We start from the raw sequence: 19,879 nt of genomic DNA, 5'->3' as shown, positions 1-19,879 counted from the left end.
AGGTTCTTCGACGATCAGGGGCCGAACAGTCCGCGGGCGACCTGTTCGTAGGAAAGGTAGTGGGAGTGATACCAGTAGGTTCCGGCATCGGGAACCGGAAACCGGAAACCGGTACTCGTAACCCTCATTCGGGATGATGACATCCTGTGTCAGCACGTTTACGCCGTCCATCGCGTTGGGCAACCGAATGCCATGCCAGTGTACGAGGGTCCCGTCCTCCAGCCCGTTTTCCACCCGCGCCCGCAGAATATCGTTCTGGCGCTGTCTGATTTCGGGGCCGGGACAGGTGCCATTGAATCCAAGCATTGCAATGTCCCGCGACCCGATCCGGGTGAAGGCCGGGCGTCAGGGTGACAGGCACCGAAGCCGCACTCAGGGGCAGGGGGAGCGTGGCTGCGCCAAGCGCAACCATCATCTGAAGACGCTTAAGCATGGGTTTCCGTGTATTCCGTTTCTGGGGCCTGCAACCCACATCCCCCACCGTTGCGGAAGGGCGTCCCGGCGAGATATATTGATACATTGCAGATCGGCGCCCAGGTTTGGCGGAATACCGGAGAGCACCTAACGTATCTGCAGGTCCTGAATGGCCGCAAGGATCTTTCCGTCGGTATCATCGCTGTCGGCTGTCACCGCAAGACCGACCAGAACCTTTGGCATGTCCCCGAACGCACGCACGAAATCGCGATCCAGGTTCACATTCTCGGTGAAGTTGCCGGTTTGTGCCGTTTGCAGAATTTTCGATTTGAGACCCGTCGAGTAGGGGCTGTTCAGCAATGCGCCTTTCGCATGATTGCCACCCCAGACATAAACCAGCGCCCGCGTATTGGGATCACGCAGCAATTTGCGCGCCGTTGTTCGGCCAAGCGTGCTTGCGGTCTGCGGATCGACGAATATGAAGTACAAAGCAAGATTGCGATCATCGCCGCCGCGCCGTGTGAGGTCGGTTCCCTTAACACCCTGCGTGACGGACCATTCCCACATTGCTGCCTTTGCGGTGCCAAGGGCTGCGCTGACCGGACGCCAGAGAACCGAAACCGTGCCATCGGAAATCACGTCCAGCCGCCGACCTTGCAGGCCGTACTCGTTCGAAAAGAGCCGCAAGAGGCCCTGTTCTTTCCAGCTTCCATCGAATGGAATTGTCTTTCCTTGCGCATAGAGGGGCGGGGCGTTTGCAGCTAATGCAACAAAAGCGATGAAAAGTGTCGCTGCGAGGGACCGTATAAACATCTGAACTCCTTTTGCGATGCCGCTGGTCCTGCTTTGATCCCGGTTATCACCATTATGTGCCGTCATGATCCGTTGAATTGTGCCGGGCGCGCGCAACTTCAATGAACATATCCGTGATCATAGATGTGGTTGCGCAATGGTCGTTGCAGGACGCGGGAGCGAATTCAGATCATGGAGCGCGACCTTGATCGGCTGATTTCCCGCGACGGACGGATCCAGTAGGCGGCGGAGCTTCCAACCGTTACAAACAAGTACAAAACTCATGGGATACAAGCGCCTGAACACATGGACGCGGGTGCCGATGTGCGTCATCTCTGGTTCAACGGAACCGACTCCCGCACGCAAGGATGGCACATTCACCACAGCGCTTTGGGCTGGGGACAACAGGGTTGAACGCGCCAACGTCCGTTGCGGGAAACAAAATGTGGCCTTGTGTGAAACAGGCAAAGGTAACAAAGAATGCTGACTTCGATTATCCAATTTCCTGACATCGGAACAGAGATTTTTGCCGTTGATATCGGATCGTTCCGCTTTGCCCTGCGTTGGTATGCGCTGGCCTATATTGTTGGCCTCCTTATCGGCTGGCGCATCTGTGTCGCATTGGTCCGCTCTTCGTCAGTCTGGGGGGCCGGGGCGCCGCCGCTGCAACCCAAGCAACTGGAAGACCTGCTGACATGGATCATTCTGGGCGTGATCGTGGGGGGCAGGCTGGGGTTCGTGCTTTTCTATCAACCTCAGTACTATTTTCAGAACCCCGTCGAAATCTTCATGGTCTGGCAGGGTGGTATGTCATTTCATGGCGGCTTTTTCGGCGTGGTCGTGGCCACCTTGCTTTTTTGCTATCGCAACGGCGCACCCGTTCTATCAACGGCGGATCTGCTCGCTGTTGCAACACCACCGGGTCTTTTCCTCGGTCGGCTGGCCAACTTCACCAATAACGAGCTTTGGGGCCGTCCGACCGATGTGCCCTGGGCGGTGGCATTCCCCGGCGAGGCGGCCCAGTCCTGTGCGGGCGTCGTGGGCCTGTGTGGCCGCCATCCGTCCCAGCTTTATGAGGCTCTTCTGGAGGGTATCCTGCTTGGCTCGGTCCTGATCTTTCTGGCCTGGAAACGCGGTTGGCTGCGCTTTCCCGGAAGCCTTACTGGCCTGTTCCTGGCGGGATACGGAAGCGCAAGGTTCCTTGTCGAGTTCTTCCGGCAGCCTGATATGCAGTTCGTCACGCAGGACAACCCGATTGGACATGCGGTTCATTGGGCGGGCTATGGGCTGACAATGGGCCAACTGCTGTCGTTGCCGATGATTATCCTTGGCGCGGCCCTGATCGTATGGTCCCGCAGGCGTGTGACGGTTAATTCTGCGGATCTGGTGTCGACATCAGATTCTTTGTGAATATCCGAGCGTAGTGTTGGCGAAGTGACCATTGCGGCCTGGGTCCGCATATGAGCCTTGGGCGCGTGCTCAATGATGCGGCTTGCGTCCTTTCGCAATCATCAGATGGTGCTCTTGATGATGTACACCGATTGTCATCAGACCAAAGAAACCAAGGCCCTGTATTTGTTCACCATCGCCACCCACGATCAGTGCGACACCATCCTCCATTTCTTCTGACGCAACACTCCAGCCTGTTTCACCGGCAAGGAACGGTGCATGGGCGGGAACCATTGTGTTGATGGCCGACAGGACACGCGGGCTGCCACGCACTTCGAACCGTGCCCCGTCGGGCCGCAGAATGCGGGTGACCTCTGCCTTTCGTGTCAAAAGGTCCATATCGACCAGATGGTCCCTCAGTTTGTCGATATTGACGGCGCCCCAATCGGTTTCGGGATCGGCCTGGAGCAGCACAACTATTTCGGCCAATGCGGCGAAGGCGGACTGGCCGGTTTCCTGGGGCGTCGGACGCGTGACCCATGGATGAATGCATTTGTTGCGGCGTAACGGGTGTCGCAAGCAAGACAGCGAAGAGAACGGGTATCAGTCGCATGGACCAGCCTTTCCTGAGTGTATTCGGATTCAGCCTAGTACCTGATCGGACCCTGAAATATGATTTGGATCATATGATGCCTGAACCCTATAATCTCATACCGCCCTCCGCCTTGCGTCCGCTGACGAGGGCCGCAGGGGATACGGTCTTTCGTCAGGGCGCGCGGACCTGCGGCCTTTATGTTGTTAAGTGCGGGCGCGTTCATCTTGAGCGTGTCGGCCCGGATGGCGAACGATTTATCATCTACCGTGCCGAGCCCGGGATGAGCCTTGCCGAAGCATCGGTGTTTTCGGATAGATACCACTGCGATGCGGTCGTGGCGGAGGCTGGGGCGTTTGTACAGATCGACAAAGCGGCGGTCTTGTCTGCCTTTGCAGATCCGGATTTTGCACGCGCCTATGCGCGGCAAGCGGCACAGCAGATACAAGCGCAACGTCAGGCGCTTGAGATCGTAGGCATCCGCCGCGCAGAAGAACGGGTCTATGCCGGTATGGTGGCGGGCCTGCTTGAAAGCTCCGTTGTCGATTTTGCCAGCGCGCTGCACCTTTCGCACGAGGCCACCTATCGGGCCTTGCGAAAGCTTGTGAATGATGGCCGGATCGCAAATCCGACCCGGGGAACGTATCATTTGCGCCCCTGAATGGATCAGCCGGACCATGCCCGGTTCGAGATAACAAAAGGTGCGGTAGCAAAGCTTGGCGGGTATTTCGCTTGCCCGATAACAATGAGAATTGCTGCCCGCGACGATGACCTGTTTTCAAAGATCGCCGTTATGCCCTGTCTTACTGCTCGCCGCTGAAAGGTCGATTGCCTCAGCGCCGCTTTCGTCGAAGCACCGTGTTTCGATCTGCAGGGTTGCGAAAAAGAACCCGAAGTCCTTACGCAGCATGTCGTAGGCGGTTTGCAGGACCTCTTCTTGATCTGTGACACGCAGATGCGCGGAGAAGACATGCTTGCCACTTGTCAGCGCCCAGGCATGAATATGGTGAACATCGGAAACCTCGTGCAGTTCTTCAAGGGTACGTTTGATTTCAGGCAGACTCACTTCGGGAGGCGTGCCTTCCATCAAAAGATGCGCCGCTTCTTTCAGCAATCCCCAGCTCGCCCATAGCAGGACAAACCCGAACGCCATGCCAAGCAGCGGGTCGATCAGCAGAAACCCGGTGAATTCGATTGCGAGGGCGGTCACGATGATCAACAGACTGCCAACAAAGGTCTGGATGATATGCCAGAACGCTCCCTTCGTGTTCAGATCTTCCTTGCTTTGCTTCCAGATCAGCGCAAGCGAAATGAACTCCGTAAAGAGCCCCCCGGCAGCCGCAATCAGCATCGGACCCGTTGGAAGATCAATTGGCGCAGACATGCGCATGGCAGCCATCGCGATGACAACAACCGCCATGGCCAGCAAGAAGCCGCCATTCACAAGGGCGCCGATGATTTCGGCGCGCGCCCAGCCAAAGCTCCGCTCTTCATCCGCCGGACGCAACGCCATACGCGCCGCGACAATGGCGACCAGCACACCGCCCACGGCCGAAAAGGTATGGAACGCGTCGGAGATGACCGCGATTGACCCTGTCCATAGGCCAATCGCCAGTTCAATCACAAAATAGATGCCGGTCAACTAGGCTGATATCGCCAGCCCCTTGCCGCCGGACGGCATATGCCCCTGATGTCCGCCTGCCATCATCTATCTCCTTAGTTTGCGACTAAAGCCATACCCGTCGCAGCCGCAGTGCATTGCTAATGACGGAGACCGAAGACAGGCTCATCGCGGCGGCGGCGATCATCGGCGACAGAAGAAGGCCGAAAAACGGGTAGAGAATACCAGCCGCGATGGGCACACCTGCGGTATTGTAGGCGAAGGCAAAAAACAGGTTCTGCTTGATGTTTCGCACCGTTGCCTTTGCCAATCGGCGCGCACGCACGATGCCGACAAGATCACCACCCAGAAGGGTGATGCCTGCGCTTTCCACGGCAACGTCGGCACCGGTGCCCATCGCAATGCCCACATCAGCCGCCGCCAGGGCAGGGGCATCGTTCACGCCGTCTCCTGCCATGGCGATCCGGGCCCCTTCTTGTCTGAGGGAGTCCACCAATGCCTTCTTGTCTTCGGGCAAGACGCCTGCGTGGACTTCATCAATACCCAGCTTTGCGGCGACGGCTTCGGCGGTTTTCTGATTGTCACCGGTTGCCATTATGACCCTGAGACCGAGGCGATGAAGGTCATCGATGGCGTCTGCCGTGGACTCCTTGATGGGATCGGCAACAGCGACAATGCCGGCAAAAGTGCCATCTATCGCCACAAGCATTGCTGTCTTTCCAGATTCACGAAGGTCGTCCGCAGCAAATTCCGCAATCGAAGCGTCAACGTTGATCTCTGCCATCATGGCGGGATTCCCAAGTGCCACGACCTGGCCATCGACCATGCCTTTCACGCCCTTGCCAGTCACGGCTTCGAATTCCGTTGCGTTCGGAAGCGTCAGCCCCCGTGCCAGCGCACCCTCGACTATTGCTTCGGCCAGCGGATGTTCGGAGCCCCGTTCGAGGGCCGCAGCCATTGTCAGCAGGTCATTTTCAGCCTTGTCCCCCGTGGGCACCACGTCTGTCAGCTTGGGGCGCCCTTCGGTGAGTGTTCCGGTCTTGTCAACGATGACGGTATCGACACGCGCCATGCGTTCCAGTGCTTCGGCGTCTTTGATCAGAACGCCAGCCTGTGCCCCGCGGCCCGCCGCCGTTGTGATCGAAATGGGCGTCGCAAGGCCCAAGGCACAGGGGCAAGCAATGATAAGAACGGATACGGCTGCAGTAACAGCGAAGGCGAGCGCGGGATCGGGCCCTAAGAACAGCCAGACAACGAAGGATATGATCGCAATGACGACAACCGTCGGAACAAAGACGGACGATACCCGGTCCGCCAGACCCTGAATCGGCGCGCGCGACCGCTTTGCACCTGCCACCATGTCCACGATCTGGGACAGGACCGTGTCCGCACCGACCTGTGTGGCCCGGATCGCCAATGTGCCGTTCTTGTTGATCGTGCCGCCTGTGACCCGGTCGCCTTGTGTTTTCTCGACCGGCAACGGCTCTCCGGTGATCATACTTTCGTCGATAGATGAATGCCCTTCGAGGACCTCGGCATCGACGGGTATGCTGTCGCCGGGGCGTACCCGCAACCTGTCACCCTCAACAATGTGTTCGAGAGGTGCGTCATATTCCGTCCCGTCCGGCAGGATCCGCCGCGCCGTTTTTGGTGCGAGATCGAGCAATGCACGGATGGCATCACCCGTCCGTTCGCGGGCGCGCAACTCGAGCACCTGACCGACAAAGATCAGCGCAACGATCACAACCGCAGCTTCGTAATATGTCCCGACGCTTTGGCCGTTTCGATACGCTTCGGGGAAAATGCCGGGCAGGAATGTTGCGGCAAGCGAATAGATATAGGCAGCCCCGACGCCAAGCGCGATCAGGGTCCACATGTTCGGCGATATATTCCTGATCGATTCCCACCCCCTTTTGAAGAAGGGAAGAGCCGCCCAGAGAATGATCGGGGTTGCGAGGACGAATTCGATGTAGACAGCCGTCTGATGTCCGATCCATTCCCGCACAGGTAGGCCGACCAGTTCACCCATCGTCAGGATAACCAGCGGAACGGCGGCTGCCGCGCTGATCCACATGCGTGTTGTGAAATCGGACAACTCTTCTGACGGCTCGTCCGATGGAAGCATCGGTTCAAGCGCCATGCCGCAGATCGGACAGGACCCGGGCTCATCCTTCAGGATTTGCGGATGCATCGGGCAGGTCCATTGCGTACCGGCCTCGCCATGTGCTGGTGTCTTTTGGGCGTTTCCCGACGCATAGTAAAATGGGTCTTTGCCAAACTTGGTTTCGCAGTTTTCCGAGCAGAAATGAAAGACCTCTCCATCATACTCGGCACTGCGCGTGTCTTCGTCTATCTCGACGGTCATGCCGCACACCGGGTCGGTCGCTGTATCTGGGTCTGATGCGGTCGAGGTGCGCGTCATGTCGTGATGATGTTCTTGGTCCGTGGCCATCTTCTAATTCCCGTTTTCAAGACAATTGAACACATAACCCTTCCAGTTACTGGAGGGTCAAGACTCTTCCGACAACGCTGCGTATGAATTTTATGGGCCTTCGCGATGCGCGAAGCTCCTGTCAGCCCAGGGTCAGTATCATGTCTTCCGAAACGGACATCGTGGGAATATGCAGGTTCTCCGGTGCCGGACCCTTTCGAATGCGTCCTGCTGTATCATAATGGGAGCCATGACAGGGACAGAACCAACCACCAAAATCGCCGGCTCCGTCACCAAGTGGTACACATCCCAGATGCGTGCAAACGCCTATCATGACCAAGAAATTCTCATTTCCCGCCACTGCCCTGTTTGCATCGGTGGCCAGGTCATCTCCGGATATGTTGGGATTTCTGGCGACGGTATCAGGAAGGGAAAGCACATCTTCCGAACGGGCCTGCGTGATTTCCGCGTCGGTCCTGTGCCGGATGAACACCGGCTTGCCGAGAAAACTGACAGTCAATTGCGTTCCGGGTTCCACACCGGAGATATCGACGCGGATCTGGGACAGCGCGCGGACATCGGCGGATGGGTTCATCTGATTGAGCAATGGCCAGACCGCAGCCCCTACGGCAACCGCGCCCGTTCCGGCGGTGGCGTAGTACAGGAAATCCCGGCGGAGTTGTGGTGTTTGTGTATCCATAGCGATTCACGGTCGCAGCTTCCTGTGGGGGAAGGTCAATGGTAAAGTAGGCAATCACGGTTTTCATTTTTGCTGACATACTCAGACTTAGGAAGCGTTGGTTGACCGATTTGTTCGCCAGAGCGCTGCGACCAGCAACGGTGCGGCAGTCATCAATCCAAGACCGATGATGATCCACTCAGCAGTGCCGAAATCTCCCGACATGGCCTCTGCTCCGAAATGCGCGAGCAGGAAACTGGCTGGAAGAATGCCTGCCAGAGTTGCGATCAGGAACCGCCAAAGGCGCAGGCGGCTGAGACCGGCAGCGTAGCTCATTGCGTCAAACGAGATGAAGGGCAAGAGGCGAGACGCGAACACCGTCAACATCAACAGATTTTGAGAGCCCAATAACCCGAAACCGGCCTTATCCCCAAGCCAGCGCTCAACGTGGTCGCGCCCGATATAGCGGGCGATGATGAATGCCACGAGTGCACCCAGTTCCGACCCGATGGCGACATAGACAGCTCCGGCAACATGACCATACGCCGCGCCTGCCACCAGTGCGACCGGTGCACTTGGAATGGGGCTTGCCACGATCGAAACCATCATGAGCACGATGATGAGCAACGGTCCCAAAGCGCCGGCCCGCTCTATCCAGACCTCGATAGTCTCGCGGGCTATCGCCGGGCCATATCCCATTGCCCATATGGCTATCAAAAGTACGCCAAGCGCAACCACCAACCATAGCCCAACCCGATGCAGGCGCGGTTTGCTAAGCGGCATGGAGCACCAAAAGAAAGAGAGCTGCGAAGACAATTGGCCTTTGCTCGGGCAAGATGAAATGCATAGGCGCAGAGATGACGATCAACAGCCCGCCGGCGAGGGTCAGCCGCTTGATGTGCAATTCGGTTTTCATCTCAAACCTCTATCGAGGAATAGGATTCCCCTAAAGGTTCCTGTCAGCGGAGGGTAAAGGGATTTCTGCGCTAAGCAACACTGAATTGCCCCATCATGCCGCCGTCTTCGTGTTCCAGAATGTGGCAGTGATACATGTAGGGCGCAGCCGCTGAGGCAGGTTTTTCGAATTTCATCGCAAGCTCCACTTCACCATCCACCAGTACCGTATCCTTCCAACCCCTGTTCTCTGCACGCGGTGCCGTACCGTTTTCCGACAGGACCTGAAACCGGACGCCGTGAACATGGAACGGGTGCATCATCATGGCCCCACGCACAATCCAACGCTCGATGCTGTTGAGTTTGGTGGAAAAATTGAGCGTTCCCGAATCGTATGACGCGCCGTTGATCGAAAATCGGTTACCGGACCGCGAGAACATCATCCCCATGCCCATCGACATATCCAGTGACAGACGTCGGACTGGCGCGTCCTTGACCGCAAGATCAGGCAACTGCCCGTCCAGAGAGCCGGGCAGGGCGTCGATGCGAACCGGAAGGGTTGTGTCGACAGCGAAAGGCAGCACGGTGAATGGACTGCCGGAACCGCCGCCGCCCATCATTCCGCCCATGGCCGAATTAATGATATCGTCGGACTTCAAAACACTGTCCCGCCCGCTTGTGAAATCCACAAGCACTTCTGCGCGCTCTCCTGGTGCAAGGGTCAGGCGGTTCAGCGCAATCGGTCGATCCAGAAATCCGGCATCTGTCGCGATGAGATGAAGCGACCGGCTGTCAGACATGGACAGGCGGTAAACCCGCGCATTCGAGCCGTTGACGACACGGCACCGCACGATCCCCTTCGGAACCGCTGCCGACGCGCCGATTTGACCGTTCACAACCATTGTGTCGCCCTGAAACCCGTTCATGGACTGGTGCATGCCGGGATCGTATTTCAGGCGTCCGCGCCAGTTGAACTGACGGTCCTGCAATACAAGGGTCAGATCATCGACCCCGTAGGCGGATGGCAATCCACGGGCGTCATCCGCGTCATCCGTCACCTGCAGAACACCCGCCAGCCCCAGCATGACCTGCCGTGCCGTCGCGCCGTGAATGTGGCTGTGATACCAGGCCGTTGCCGGGGGCTGGTCAAGGTCCAGCACCGGCTTCCAGGTGTCTCCCGGTGCGATGGCCTGATGTGGTCCGCCATCGAACTCACCGGCAACAACCAACCCGTGCCAATGCGCCGACATCGGCTCGCCAAGCGTGTTGTGCACCTCTGCCCGTGTCTCGACCCCGGCCTGCACCCGGATCGTCGGGCCAAGGTATCCCTGGTTGTAGCCGAACGTTTCGCTGGCGGCACCGTCGTCAAAACGGGTCTCGCCCGTGCGGGCTTCCAGCTGAAAAAGCCGGGATGTCGTCGCATCGAGAAGGGGAGGATACGCGAGCCTCTTGTCCGATGCCGCGAATGCAGCCGATGGCAGGGCAAATGCAGCCCCAAAGCCTGCGGCATGGCCCAACAGTTCTCGACGGTTCAACAGTTTCACTTCAACTCAATTCCTCTGGCAGCGCCGCCAGAGCCATATCGACACTGACGACCGGATAACCGCCCGCGATCCAGCCCGGTCCGGCGGCAGAACCGAGCATGCCTTCGGATACGTCAAGAAAGCCGCTGTAGCCAGCCTGCCGAAGACTTCGCATGACGCGGCCAGACCGCCCGCCTGTCGCACAGATGAGCGCGACAGGCCGCCCTTCGGCCCGTTCCCGGGCGGCAAAAAGCCGCTCGGCGAAACGGTCCTCATGCAGGCTGATGGGCCAGGTACCGTCGGCAACGCCGGTGTCGGTCCATTCCGGTCGCGACCGAACGTCGATCATCCGGATCAGGTCCTGTTGCAGCGCATCTGCTGCCATGTCCGCCGACCAGACCTCGGCGGTCTGGGCGACAGCCGAGAAAGGTGCAACGGAACTGGCCAACATCGCAAGGCTTGCGCCGCGGCGCGTCAGAAAGAAGGCCATAATTTGCCCCCATCAAGCTGAGTGCCGCAGGCTTGACCCTTATTCGCTGTCATGATGACCTTCCATGTCCGTTCCGGTGGAAGTACCGTTCATTTTGCTCATCCGTGTACCGGCATCTTCCATCTCGTCCTGAGAGATCTGGCCGTTACCGTCCGCATCGAGATGCTGAAAGCGATCTACCATGCGCGCGCGCATTGCGTCCATATGCAAGGCTTCGAACTCGTCAAGTGTCAACGCTCCATCGGAATTCGCATCGAACTCCCGCATTTTTTCGGACATCTGCGCGGCCATTTCATGAGGCTGTCCACCGGACATCATTGTCGACATCATGTCCCGATCCATCATTCCCATCATGTTGCCCTGGCCACCCATCATAGCGGCATGCATCTTCATCATTTTTCGCATCATCGGCATCATGTCCCCGCCCATCATGCCCATCTGATTGTCGCCATCGCCCATCGCCATGCCGGACATATTCCCGCTGTCAGGCTTGCTGTCGGCAGCCCCGTCGGATTCCGCAAATGCTGTTTGCGCCATGCCAACCGCGATCACCACGCCAAGCGCAATAATTTCTTGTTTTTTCATCTCTCATTCCTTTCAGACTTACCCTAGATACATTGGCGTTATAGCGCTTTGATTAAAGGCCAAGCGCGGGCCGTTTTGTAATCATTTGTCACAGCATCCTGTTACAAACGGTGACAAAGCAACCACTCACAGTTCGCCGGACGATTTGCTAGACAGACGTCGATCCAGTGAATTCATTGAAGAGGCTGATGATCCTTTGACACCTGAAATCGGTCATTTCGCGCTGGCACTGGCCTTGGCCATGGCGCTTGTTCAAAGTGTGCTGCCCATCCTCGGTGCGGGGCGCGGAAACATCCTGTGGATGCAGTCTGCCAGATGGTCCTCGTTCGGTCAGGTTTTCTTTGTCGGCATCGCGTTTCTGGCGCTGATGCAAGCCTTCGTCACAAGCGACTTCACGGTCAAGAACGTGGTGGAGAATTCCAATTCACTCAAACCGATGCTGTTCAAGGTGGCAGGCACCTGGGGCAGTCACGAAGGATCCCTGTTGCTGTGGACCCTTATCCTGACGGTGTTTGGTGCGGCGGTCGCCCTCTTCGGATCGAACATTCCTCTGTCGCTGAAGGCAAGAACGCTGTCGGTGCAGGCCTGGATCAGTGTCGGTTTCCTGACTTTCATGCTGCTGACGTCCAATCCCTTCGACCGCGTTTTCCCTCCGGCAGACGACGGTCAGGACCTCAACCCATTATTGCAGGATGTCGGTCTCGCCATGCACCCGCCGCTTCTCTACTTCGGGTATGTCGGGTTCTCGATTGTCTTTTCGTTCGCGGTTGCCGCCCTGATCGAAGGGCGGGTGGACGCGGCCTGGGCACGGTGGGTACGTCCGTGGACGCTGGCTGCCTGGATGAGCCTGACCGCAGGCATCGCGCTGGGATCCTGGTGGGCCTATTATGAGCTTGGCTGGGGCGGCTGGTGGTTCTGGGATCCCGTTGAGAACGTCAGTTTCATGCCATGGCTGATGGGCACGGCACTGCTGCATTCCGCAATCGTGACGGAGAAACGGGATGCGTTCAAAAGCTGGACAATCCTTCTGGCGATCCTGACTTTTTCCCTATCGCTCTTGGGCACGTTCATTGTCCGATCGGGCCTGCTGACCTCTGTGCATGCATTCGCGGTCGACCCGGAAAGGGGACTTTATATCCTTGGATTGCTGGCCGTTTCGATCGGCGGTTCCCTTGCTCTGTTTGCCTGGCGCGCGCCGACAATGGAGCCCGGCGGCCTGTTTAAGCCGATCAGCCGGGAAGCGGGGCTATTGGTGAACAACCTGCTGCTGGCCACGGCCACCGGCATTGTGCTGTTCGGCACCTTGTACCCGCTCTTCTACGAAGCCGCGACGGGCGGTGAAAAACTGTCGGTGGGGCCGCCCTTCTTCAATGCGTCCTTTATTCCCGTGATGCTGCCGCTCGTCTTTGCGATGGGGCTGGGGCCTTACCTGTCCTGGAAACGTGCCGATCTGGCGGGCGTTCTGCAGCGGTTGCGTTTCGTGGTCGTTCTGGCCGTGCTCGCGACATTGGTGACCTGGTATCTCGCCGAGGGCGGTCCGGTGTTGGGGTATCTGTCGCTGATGCTTGCATTCTGGCTGTTTTTCTCAACCCTGCGGGAATGGGCGATGCGCATAAAGCTGTTTGAGGCACCGTTCCCGGAATCGGTGCGCCGTGCACGCAACCTGCCCAGATCCTCTCATGGGATGACACTGGCTCATGCGGGGCTCGCGATGGCGATGTTCGGATTTATCGGCTCGACGGTCTGGAAATCCGAGGAAATCATCTTTGTCCGGCCCGGTACAGAGGTCAGCATTGGTGGGTTCGATGTCACCTTTGAGGGGGCCGAACGTGTGCGTGGGCCAAATTACTTCGCGGATCGTGGCACGCTTCGTGTGGCCCGGGAGGGGAACTATGTCACCGATCTCTTCCCGGAGCGGCGTACCTATCCGGTCGCGCAAACCACCACCACAGAGAGCGCCATCAGATCGACAATGGCCGGTGATCTCTATGCGTCCATCGCAAATCCGGCCGCCGAGGACGAGAGCACGCAAGGGGCTTGGACCCTGCGCATCCTGTATGAACCTCTGGTCAACTTTATCTGGATCGGATCGGCGATGCTTGTGCTTGGTGGGGGTCTTTCGCTGTCTGACCGGCGGTTGCGCGTCGGGGCACCCCGTCGCAAGGCGACAGCGCCCGCAGCACTTCCTGCGGAGTAGGCATGGGACGTATACTGGCATTCATTCCGCTGGCAATCGCGGCCATTTTCGGGGGGTTTTTTCTGTGGGGCTTGAACCCGGACCGGGACCCGAACAACATTCCTTCGGTTCTGATCTCGCAGCCGGCACCCGAATTCGATCTGGCCGCTGTCGACGGGTTGGAGACGCCAGGGCTTTCCCGCGCCGATCTGGTCGGGAACCCGCGACCGGTCATCGTGAACGTGTTTGCCTCGTGGTGCGTGCCCTGCCGGGCCGAACACGGGGTTCTGACCCAGATGGTCGAAAAGGACGGGCTGACGTTGTTCGGGATCAATTACAAGGACAAGCCGGAGGATGCGACTAAATGGCTTGCTGAGCTTGGCAATCCCTACGAAAGGATCGGGTCTGATCTGAGCGGCAGAGTGGGGATTGAATGGGGCCTTTCGGGCGTACCTGAAACATTCATTGTCGGCTCTGACGGGACGGTGTTGTTCAGATATGTCGGCCCCGTCGTGGGCGAAACGGCGATTTCCACATTCAGGGAAGCATTGATCCAGGCTGGCGCGTTAGCAAGGGGCCAGAACGGATGAGGTATATCGCATTTGCTTTCCTCCTGCTGCTTCCGGTGACGGCCTTGGCGGTCGAGCCAGACGAGATGTTGCAGGATCCTGTACTGGAGCAACGCGCCCGTGAAATATCACGGGAACTGCGCTGCGTTGTCTGCCAGAATCAGGACATCGACAGCTCCAACGCCGGGGTTGCGCGGGACCTGCGCATACTGGTGCGCGAAAGGCTTGTTGCCGGTGACAGCGACAAGGAGGTCATCGCGTACATCCACGCCCGGTATGGCGATTATGTCCTGATGCGCCCGCCCCTGAATCGCGCCACTCTCGCGCTCTGGATGGCGCCCTTCGTGTTTGCGCTTGTTTCGCTGCTTGTCGGCTGGACCGTCATTTCGAGAAGCCGGCGCAGGGCTGCCGCAACGGGATTTTCCGATGACGAAAAAGCGGAAATTGCGCGTTTCATTGAAGAGAACGCTTCAAAGGACGGTTCATGATCTGGTTGGTTTTCGCCCTGTTATCCGTTGTAGGTCTGCTTTTCATGGGCCTGCCGCTGCGCCATCGGTCGTCGCGGACACCCGTCCCGGCTGACGCCACGGATGCGGTCCTCATGGATCAGTTGGATGAGGTTCGGCGGGATCTTGAGCGCGGTGTCATTTCCGACACCGAGGCCACGGCGGCGGAGCAGGAGATCAAGAGACGGATCCTCGTGCAGTCGCGCCGGTCCGTTCTGTCAGATGGGAAACCGGCGGCAGGGGGCCGCTTGATGGTCGTTCTGAGCGCAGTGTTCGTGCCGGTCTTCGCTTTTGGATATTACTCCGCAATGGGCTCGCCAGAGATCCCAGGTGTCGCCTTTGCCGAACGTGCCACTGAACGGCAGGAAGCGGCGGAAATCGCCGAATTGACAGATCGTCTGTACGTCCGGCTCAGTTCAGACCCCGAAGGCGGGCCTTCGGAAGGCTGGATGCTGCTGGGGCAAACCTATTCGAAAATGGGCCGGTATGCGGATGCAGCCGATGCATATAGAGTTGTCGCACAACGACCGGAGGCCGATTCCGCCGTCTTCTCCATGTTGGCCGAGGTTCTGATCTACGCAGAGCAAGGTGTGGTGACACCTGAAGCGGACACCGCGATTGATCGGGCGTACGAACTGGATCCTTCCAATCCCGGTGCTGCCTTTTTCAAGGCAGTCTCGCTCGAGCAGAAGGGCGATGAGGCTCGGGCTCACGAAACGCTGGTGGCCCGGCTGGACGATGCGGATAGGTTTTTCCCGTGGATGGAAAGCTTTGTTGGCGAAGCCAACCGGATTGGCGCGAAGATCGGCAAGGCTCCGATCTCGCTGGCCGACTATGCCCCGAAGACCAGTGCGTCCGGCCCGACACAGGAAGACATCGAAAACGCGCAGGACATGAGTGTGGAGGAACGACAGGATTTCATCCGCTCGATGGTCGAACGGCTGGCCACGCGGCTGGAAGATGAGCCTGACGATCTTGATGGATGGATGCGGCTTGGCAATGCCTATTCGGTTCTGGGTGATACCGCGCCGGCAATCGCGGCGTTTGAACACGCTGAAATCCTGTTGTCGGAGGTGCCGGGAGATGACCCGCGCCGTCAAGCCGTGCAAAGCGCGTTGGAACGGTTGCGCCCGTAGTGGCGTGGGCGACCGTCGCTGTGCAGGTGAATGTGAGGCAGGATCAAGGTTTGGCGCTTAATCGAAAGCCCATCCGGTCCGGCCGTCGTCACAGACTATTTCGTGGGTAGTACCTTCAGACTGACCGACCAAGCGACATCCTACGGGAAGCATGACGTCGTGTGCCGCATCCCGTGTCACGGAAGGGGGCTCAAGTGGGCAAAGCTTGCCCGAGGCCGACTGGGCACAACCGCCGAGGGCCAGAATACCTGCAATCGGAATTCCGATTGTCAGCCGCGTTCTAGCGGGCGCGTACCAGTTCTCGTTCGGGAGCTTGGCCATCTTCAAATTCTGCATCCACAGTCGCCTCGTTCGCCTGTTCAACTCTTGACCCGTGACACGACTTTCCCATCATCCTGTGCATGACGACATGCGCACCAAGACAAAGTGCGAGCGGCGCAAAAAGGCCGACGTTGCCCCACAGACCCGCGATCGTGCCGCCTGCAATAAAGAATGCGGCGACTGGAAACAACATAACGGCACAACAGGCCATCATACCATACTGCATCAGTTTCGATGAACCGGTGGATTTTTGACTTTGATTGTCAGACATGTAGCTCTCCAGAATATGCTCGTGTTCTTCTGCGACATTCCAGTGAGGCAAGGTCAAGGGTACATTCGGATACAATTTGATCAGATGACAGCCTGCGGGTCGTTGACCAAGTTGGCCCGTCAGGTTGCCAGATCCAACGCATAGGACAGGAATGTGACGAGGGGGATCGGGGTCAGGCTGAACAGCAAGGCCATGCTCATTGTCCTGAACATGGTAGGCTTCGATGCCTCGCCAGAAGGTTCTGTCAGAACCACCAGAAGCGCGATGAAGGTGCCGGGCGCCAGGGCATAGAGATATACGCCCGAGATGTTCCCAAACATGAACGACCGCTCGAGCGTTGGTCCGACCACGCTCAAAGCTGTTGCACGGCTGCCGTTGAACGAGCCGAACAGATCGGCCGACATCACATAGACGGCAATGTGAACCCCAATGAATGCGACACTCCGCAGCAGGCCATCTAAAACCAGGTAAACAATCGGCCGATGCTGGTACTGCTTCAGCGCGACCGATGCGGAAACGAACCCCAAGTAATTCACGAGGAAAACGACCACAAACCCATTGGTAAAGACCTGCCGGAGGAAGCGCGAGAGCGCGGTCCCATTCGTCAGCAGCAGCGTCGCAAAACCAGGCGTTGCGAGGATGTAGACAAGCAGGAACGGCAATATGCTTGCCAAGCTCAGAACGGATACGTTCCAACAAAATCTGCCGAATGGTAAGGTCGGCGAAAAACTTTGTCGGAACGTATCGCGGGCAAACACGTCAGCCGTGGGTTGCGAAGACTTGCGTCGACCCATCCATCAGTACAAGCAGCACATCATAGGGATCACCTTGGGGGCCCATGCCGGGCGAACCCATGGGCATTCCCGGTGCTGTCAGTCCGCGCGCGACAGGTTTTTCGCTCAGCAACCGCCCGATGTCAGCCGCAGGCACGTGACCCTCGACGAAATATCCGCCCACGGACGTAGTGTGACATCCTGCCAGTTCCGGCGCGATGCCGTGTTTCTGCTTCAGAACCTGAAGCGTGTCGTAATCCACGTCCTCGACCGATGCCTTGAAACCGGCAGCGATCATCTCATTTACCCAAGCGCCGCAGCAGCCGCAGGTCGGTGTCTTTGTCACCTGCAACGTGGGTGCGGCGGTTTGCGACAAAGCAGGCCCGGCCAAGGCCAGGCTGAGTGCCGTAAGGCCAAATTCACGTCGGTTCACTTAAAACTCCTCGATGTTCTTCCTTAAATAGTTGCTCGGTATCCCGAAGTCGACTGCCCGCGCTGTTACATTTGGCTACAAACACGGGATGGGCGTCCCTTGGTGAAAATGACTATGTTGGCGGCATGAGCGATCTGCCACGCATCCTTGTCGTCGATGACCATTCAGAGATTCGGAAATCCGTCACCAGTTATCTGGAACGCAACGGCATGCGTGCTTCAGCGGCGGAAAATGCAGTTGAGATGGACGCAAGGCTGGCGGAAGCGCATTTCGATCTGATTGTCCTCGATGTGATGATGCCGGGGGAAGACGGGCTGTCCGCGTGCAGGCGATTGCGCAAGGAAGGGCATATTCCGATCCTGATGCTGACCGCATTGGGTGACGACGAAGACCGCATCGCGGGTCTGGATGGCGGGGCAGACGATTATCTCGCCAAGCCGTTTAATCCCAAGGAACTGGTGGCGCGGATCAACGCGATATTGCGTCGGACGCAGCTGATCCCAAAACCGAATGGTTTTGCGGGGAAAACGTTGAAGTTTGCACACCTAAAGCTGGATTTCGATGGCCGCACACTGATTGACCAAGGCGGTTCGCGTACGCAACTTACATCCGGTGAACTCAAACTCCTGACCCTGTTCCTGCAAAGGCCAAGGACGGTCATTGGCCGCGACGAGCTGCTCAAATTGAGCACCGGCCGGGTCGCCGGTCCATTGGACCGAACCATCGACAATCAGGTGAGCCGGTTGCGCCGGAAGATGGAAGAGGACGTTTTGCGCCCGAAGATCATCGCGACTGTCCGGCATGGGGGGTATAGTCTTTCCTGCGATGTCGAGATTTGCGAATGAAGCTGCTTCCGCGGACGTTGCGTGCACAGATTGCCCTTCTGGTCCTCGGTGTCTTGATCCTCGCGCAAGCTCTGAGTCTTTGGTTTTTCGTTGATGAACGCTCGTTAGCCATTCAGGCCGCCATCGGTGCCGAAGCCGCCGGAAGGGCCGCAAATGTCGCACAGTTGATTGAAGGCGCACCCCCGGAATTGCATGCCCAGATCGTCCGCGCGGCAACGTCTCCGCTCGTACGGTTCGACCTTACAGACGAGCCGTCGGTTGCACACGGACAACACGATGACGGTGGAGCGGTCGAAGCGCGGATACGGGCACTGCTTCAGGAAAGCTACAGCCGGGATATCCGGGTTGAGGTTCATGAAATCGAGGGAGGTCTGCTGCCCCTTCCGAACCTGTCACCGGAAATGGCGCAAATGCACGCCGAAATGATGCAGGGCAGCCTTGCGGCCATCGAGATGGAGCTGTCCATTGCGCTGTCCGGTGGGAATTGGCTCAACATCGAGACGCGGTTCGAACGGCCGCCTCTGCAAAGGTCGCTGGCGTCCAACATATCCTTTGCACTGACTGCGGGACTTCTGCTGGTTGCAAGTTTCTGGTTTCTCCTGTCCCGATTGACCGGACCACTCAACGATCTCGCGACTGCGTCCGAACGTCTGGGTCGCGGCGCCGCCAAGGGCGATCTGCCGGTCGTAGGGCCGAAGGAAGTTCGGGATCTGACCCGATCATTCAACATCATGCAGGATCGCCTGACGCGATTTGTCAGTGACCGGACCCAGATGCTTGCAGCGCTTGCGCATGATCTGCGCTCGCCTTTGACGGCGCTTAGGGTGCGGGCCGAAATGGTGGACGACGAAGACACGCGCACGTCCTTGGTGGCGTCAAGTGAAGAGATGCAACGGATGGTCGATGCGACCCTCGATTTCGCGAAGGGCGTCGGACAGCATGAAGAGGTCCAATCGGTTGATTTGCACGATCTGATCACTGGTATGGGCTTGGACAAGGTTCAGGTGACCAGCCAAGGTCCACTCATCGTATCCGTGAAACCAAGCGCGATGGGGCGCGCGTTGAGAAACCTGATTGAGAACGCGATCCGCTACGGGAGTGAGGCCAGGGTTTCGTGGCAACGCATGGGCAGTGAGGTAGTGGTCGCCATCGACGATCAGGGGCCCGGTATTCCCGACAATCAGCTGGAGGCTGTTTTCGGACCCTATGTCAGGCTCGAGACGTCGCGATCACAGGATACCGGCGGTCATGGCCTGGGGCTGTCGATTGCGCGCAGCATCATCCTTGAGCACGGTGGTTCTATCGAACTGAAAAACCGCACTGATGGGGGTCTGCGCGCTGAAATCACGCTGCCCGTCAAACAAAGCGCCGAGTCAGCCCCGAAAGAGGAAGGCTCGCCACATATGGCGCGGGTTGTTCGTCACCTCAAACCCGACTAG

The 19,879-nt window shown here is 58.2% G+C and carries 22 protein-coding genes and 1 pseudogene; 8 read left to right on the top strand and 15 right to left on the bottom strand.

Translation table 11 applies throughout. The annotated features are described in order from the left end of the window. Nucleotides 1-14: 14 nt before the first annotated feature. The 3 genes and pseudogenes from ACGYLX_RS16725 to ACGYLX_RS16715 form a co-directional block, all read right to left on the bottom strand. Nucleotides 15-128, bottom strand: coding sequence for a multicopper oxidase domain-containing protein (locus ACGYLX_RS16725; RefSeq protein WP_233152357.1), 114 nt, complete (start codon nucleotides 126-128; stop codon nucleotides 15-17). Between the two features lie 52 nt (nucleotides 129-180). Further along, nucleotides 181-306 (bottom strand): annotated as a pseudogene (locus ACGYLX_RS16720) (multicopper oxidase domain-containing protein); the annotation flags it as partial. 255 nt (nucleotides 307-561) lie between these two features. Beyond that, nucleotides 562-1,329 (bottom strand): DUF3047 domain-containing protein, encoded by a 768-nt coding sequence (locus ACGYLX_RS16715; RefSeq protein WP_231886351.1) that lies wholly within the window; start codon nucleotides 1,327-1,329, stop codon nucleotides 562-564. A 357-nt stretch (nucleotides 1,330-1,686) separates the two neighbouring features. Here ACGYLX_RS16715 and lgt point away from each other — a divergent pair, with 357 nt between their 5' ends. Then, nucleotides 1,687-2,616, top strand: a complete 930-nt coding sequence (lgt, locus tag ACGYLX_RS16710; RefSeq protein ID WP_050672452.1) for a prolipoprotein diacylglyceryl transferase — start codon at nucleotides 1,687-1,689, stop codon at nucleotides 2,614-2,616. Nucleotides 2,617-2,685: 69 nt separating this feature from the next. Here lgt and ACGYLX_RS16705 read toward each other — a convergent pair whose 3' ends face one another. Further along, nucleotides 2,686-3,069, bottom strand: coding sequence for a hypothetical protein (locus ACGYLX_RS16705; RefSeq protein WP_009824461.1), 384 nt, complete (start codon nucleotides 3,067-3,069; stop codon nucleotides 2,686-2,688). A 137-nt stretch (nucleotides 3,070-3,206) separates the two neighbouring features. On the opposite strand from ACGYLX_RS16705, the gene ACGYLX_RS16700 reads away from it, so the two are divergent. Continuing rightward, complete coding sequence (locus ACGYLX_RS16700) at nucleotides 3,207-3,848, top strand: Crp/Fnr family transcriptional regulator (RefSeq protein WP_108895363.1); 642 nt, start codon at nucleotides 3,207-3,209, stop codon at nucleotides 3,846-3,848. A gap of 117 nt (nucleotides 3,849-3,965) precedes the next feature. Here ACGYLX_RS16700 and ACGYLX_RS16695 read toward each other — a convergent pair whose 3' ends face one another. The 8 genes from ACGYLX_RS16695 to ACGYLX_RS16660 all read right to left on the bottom strand — a co-directional run bounded on the left by ACGYLX_RS16695 (nucleotide 3,966) and on the right by ACGYLX_RS16660 (nucleotide 11,410). Next, nucleotides 3,966-4,829, bottom strand: a complete 864-nt coding sequence (locus ACGYLX_RS16695; RefSeq protein ID WP_227512169.1) for a cation diffusion facilitator family transporter — start codon at nucleotides 4,827-4,829, stop codon at nucleotides 3,966-3,968. Nucleotides 4,830-4,914: 85 nt separating this feature from the next. Then, nucleotides 4,915-7,260 carry a heavy metal translocating P-type ATPase gene (locus ACGYLX_RS16690; protein WP_394450889.1) on the bottom strand — a complete coding sequence of 782 codons (2,346 nt, stop codon included), beginning with the start codon at nucleotides 7,258-7,260 and terminating at the stop codon, nucleotides 4,915-4,917. Between the two features lie 121 nt (nucleotides 7,261-7,381). Beyond that, complete coding sequence (petA, locus tag ACGYLX_RS16685; RefSeq protein WP_394450887.1) at nucleotides 7,382-7,939, bottom strand: ubiquinol-cytochrome c reductase iron-sulfur subunit; 558 nt, start codon at nucleotides 7,937-7,939, stop codon at nucleotides 7,382-7,384. A gap of 87 nt (nucleotides 7,940-8,026) precedes the next feature. Further along, nucleotides 8,027-8,701 (bottom strand): TVP38/TMEM64 family protein, encoded by a 675-nt coding sequence (locus tag ACGYLX_RS16680; RefSeq protein ID WP_043847219.1) that lies wholly within the window; start codon nucleotides 8,699-8,701, stop codon nucleotides 8,027-8,029. Further along, entirely contained in the window at nucleotides 8,691-8,834 is a 144-nt protein-coding gene (locus ACGYLX_RS16675; RefSeq protein WP_009824469.1) for a hypothetical protein, read from the bottom strand. Before ACGYLX_RS16675 ends, ACGYLX_RS16680 begins: the two co-directional genes overlap by 11 nt. A gap of 70 nt (nucleotides 8,835-8,904) precedes the next feature. Beyond that, complete coding sequence (locus ACGYLX_RS16670; RefSeq protein WP_043847217.1) at nucleotides 8,905-10,356, bottom strand: multicopper oxidase family protein; 1,452 nt, start codon at nucleotides 10,354-10,356, stop codon at nucleotides 8,905-8,907. A gap of 1 nt (nucleotide 10,357) precedes the next feature. Next, complete coding sequence (locus ACGYLX_RS16665; RefSeq protein WP_043847215.1) at nucleotides 10,358-10,825, bottom strand: rhodanese-like domain-containing protein; 468 nt, start codon at nucleotides 10,823-10,825, stop codon at nucleotides 10,358-10,360. A 39-nt stretch (nucleotides 10,826-10,864) separates the two neighbouring features. Continuing rightward, nucleotides 10,865-11,410 (bottom strand): calcium-binding protein, encoded by a 546-nt coding sequence (locus tag ACGYLX_RS16660; protein WP_043847211.1) that lies wholly within the window; start codon nucleotides 11,408-11,410, stop codon nucleotides 10,865-10,867. 196 nt (nucleotides 11,411-11,606) lie between these two features. Here ACGYLX_RS16660 and ACGYLX_RS16655 point away from each other — a divergent pair, with 196 nt between their 5' ends. Genes ACGYLX_RS16655 through ccmI form a run of 4 tightly spaced genes read left to right on the top strand, consistent with a single transcriptional unit; the run spans nucleotide 11,607 to nucleotide 15,797 of the window. Then, the gene (locus tag ACGYLX_RS16655; protein WP_043847210.1) at nucleotides 11,607-13,607 is read left to right on the top strand and encodes a heme lyase CcmF/NrfE family subunit; all 2,001 of its coding nucleotides are present in this window, start codon (nucleotides 11,607-11,609) and stop codon (nucleotides 13,605-13,607) included. Between the two features lie 2 nt (nucleotides 13,608-13,609). Next, entirely contained in the window at nucleotides 13,610-14,176 is a 567-nt protein-coding gene (locus tag ACGYLX_RS16650; protein WP_009824474.1) for a DsbE family thiol:disulfide interchange protein, read from the top strand. After that, complete coding sequence (locus ACGYLX_RS16645) at nucleotides 14,173-14,643, top strand: cytochrome c-type biogenesis protein (protein WP_009824475.1); 471 nt, start codon at nucleotides 14,173-14,175, stop codon at nucleotides 14,641-14,643. The genes ACGYLX_RS16650 and ACGYLX_RS16645 overlap by 4 nt, the downstream gene beginning before the upstream one ends. Next, on the top strand, nucleotides 14,640-15,797 hold the full coding sequence (gene ccmI / locus ACGYLX_RS16640) for a c-type cytochrome biogenesis protein CcmI (protein WP_043847209.1): 1,158 nt from the start codon (nucleotides 14,640-14,642) through the stop codon (nucleotides 15,795-15,797). The genes ACGYLX_RS16645 and ccmI overlap by 4 nt, the downstream gene beginning before the upstream one ends. A gap of 280 nt (nucleotides 15,798-16,077) precedes the next feature. Here ccmI and ACGYLX_RS16635 read toward each other — a convergent pair whose 3' ends face one another. The 3 genes from ACGYLX_RS16635 to ACGYLX_RS16625 all read right to left on the bottom strand — a co-directional run bounded on the left by ACGYLX_RS16635 (nucleotide 16,078) and on the right by ACGYLX_RS16625 (nucleotide 17,595). Then, nucleotides 16,078-16,389 (bottom strand): DUF2933 domain-containing protein, encoded by a 312-nt coding sequence (locus ACGYLX_RS16635; protein WP_037953520.1) that lies wholly within the window; start codon nucleotides 16,387-16,389, stop codon nucleotides 16,078-16,080. A 119-nt stretch (nucleotides 16,390-16,508) separates the two neighbouring features. Further along, on the bottom strand, nucleotides 16,509-17,051 hold the full coding sequence (locus tag ACGYLX_RS16630) for a hypothetical protein (protein WP_050672448.1): 543 nt from the start codon (nucleotides 17,049-17,051) through the stop codon (nucleotides 16,509-16,511). A gap of 97 nt (nucleotides 17,052-17,148) precedes the next feature. Next, complete coding sequence (locus ACGYLX_RS16625) at nucleotides 17,149-17,595, bottom strand: DUF411 domain-containing protein (protein WP_043847208.1); 447 nt, start codon at nucleotides 17,593-17,595, stop codon at nucleotides 17,149-17,151. A gap of 125 nt (nucleotides 17,596-17,720) precedes the next feature. Between ACGYLX_RS16625 and ACGYLX_RS16620 the strand changes: the two genes are divergently transcribed. Both ACGYLX_RS16620 and ACGYLX_RS16615 read left to right on the top strand, forming a co-directional pair. After that, entirely contained in the window at nucleotides 17,721-18,440 is a 720-nt protein-coding gene (locus ACGYLX_RS16620) for a response regulator (RefSeq protein WP_050672447.1), read from the top strand. After that, a complete protein-coding gene (locus tag ACGYLX_RS16615) occupies nucleotides 18,437-19,879 on the top strand; it encodes an ATP-binding protein (protein ID WP_050672446.1) in 1,443 nt (480 codons plus the stop codon). The genes ACGYLX_RS16620 and ACGYLX_RS16615 overlap by 4 nt, the downstream gene beginning before the upstream one ends.

The sequence above is a fragment of the Sulfitobacter sp. 1A13496 genome, from assembly GCF_043557225.1.
Classification (GTDB): Bacteria; Pseudomonadota; Alphaproteobacteria; order Rhodobacterales; family Rhodobacteraceae; genus Sulfitobacter; species Sulfitobacter faviae.
Note: the sequence above shows the minus strand (reverse complement) of the source record. Positions and strands in the feature narration are given on the sequence as shown.

Excerpts from the sequence above, each read along its gene's own strand:
- ACGYLX_RS16725 (WP_233152357.1), bottom strand. The coding sequence starts at position 128 with ATGAGGGTTACGAGTACCGGTTTCCGGTTTCCGGTTCCCGATGCCGGA.
- ACGYLX_RS16620 (WP_050672447.1), top strand. The coding sequence starts at position 17,721 with ATGAGCGATCTGCCACGCATCCTTGTCGTCGATGACCATTCAGAGATT.
- lgt (WP_050672452.1), top strand. The coding sequence starts at position 1,687 with ATGCTGACTTCGATTATCCAATTTCCTGACATCGGAACAGAGATTTTT.
- ACGYLX_RS16665 (WP_043847215.1), bottom strand. The coding sequence starts at position 10,825 with ATGGCCTTCTTTCTGACGCGCCGCGGCGCAAGCCTTGCGATGTTGGCC.
- ACGYLX_RS16615 (WP_050672446.1), top strand. The coding sequence starts at position 18,437 with ATGAAGCTGCTTCCGCGGACGTTGCGTGCACAGATTGCCCTTCTGGTC.
- ccmI (WP_043847209.1), top strand. The coding sequence starts at position 14,640 with ATGATCTGGTTGGTTTTCGCCCTGTTATCCGTTGTAGGTCTGCTTTTC.
- ACGYLX_RS16645 (WP_009824475.1), top strand. The coding sequence starts at position 14,173 with ATGAGGTATATCGCATTTGCTTTCCTCCTGCTGCTTCCGGTGACGGCC.
- ACGYLX_RS16690 (WP_394450889.1), bottom strand. The coding sequence starts at position 7,260 with ATGGCCACGGACCAAGAACATCATCACGACATGACGCGCACCTCGACC.
- ACGYLX_RS16700 (WP_108895363.1), top strand. The coding sequence starts at position 3,207 with ATGGACCAGCCTTTCCTGAGTGTATTCGGATTCAGCCTAGTACCTGAT.
- ACGYLX_RS16635 (WP_037953520.1), bottom strand. The coding sequence starts at position 16,389 with ATGTCTGACAATCAAAGTCAAAAATCCACCGGTTCATCGAAACTGATG.
- ACGYLX_RS16675 (WP_009824469.1), bottom strand. The coding sequence starts at position 8,834 with ATGAAAACCGAATTGCACATCAAGCGGCTGACCCTCGCCGGCGGGCTG.
- ACGYLX_RS16650 (WP_009824474.1), top strand. The coding sequence starts at position 13,610 with ATGGGACGTATACTGGCATTCATTCCGCTGGCAATCGCGGCCATTTTC.
- ACGYLX_RS16680 (WP_043847219.1), bottom strand. The coding sequence starts at position 8,701 with ATGCCGCTTAGCAAACCGCGCCTGCATCGGGTTGGGCTATGGTTGGTG.
- petA (WP_394450887.1), bottom strand. The coding sequence starts at position 7,939 with ATGGATACACAAACACCACAACTCCGCCGGGATTTCCTGTACTACGCC.
- ACGYLX_RS16660 (WP_043847211.1), bottom strand. The coding sequence starts at position 11,410 with ATGAAAAAACAAGAAATTATTGCGCTTGGCGTGGTGATCGCGGTTGGC.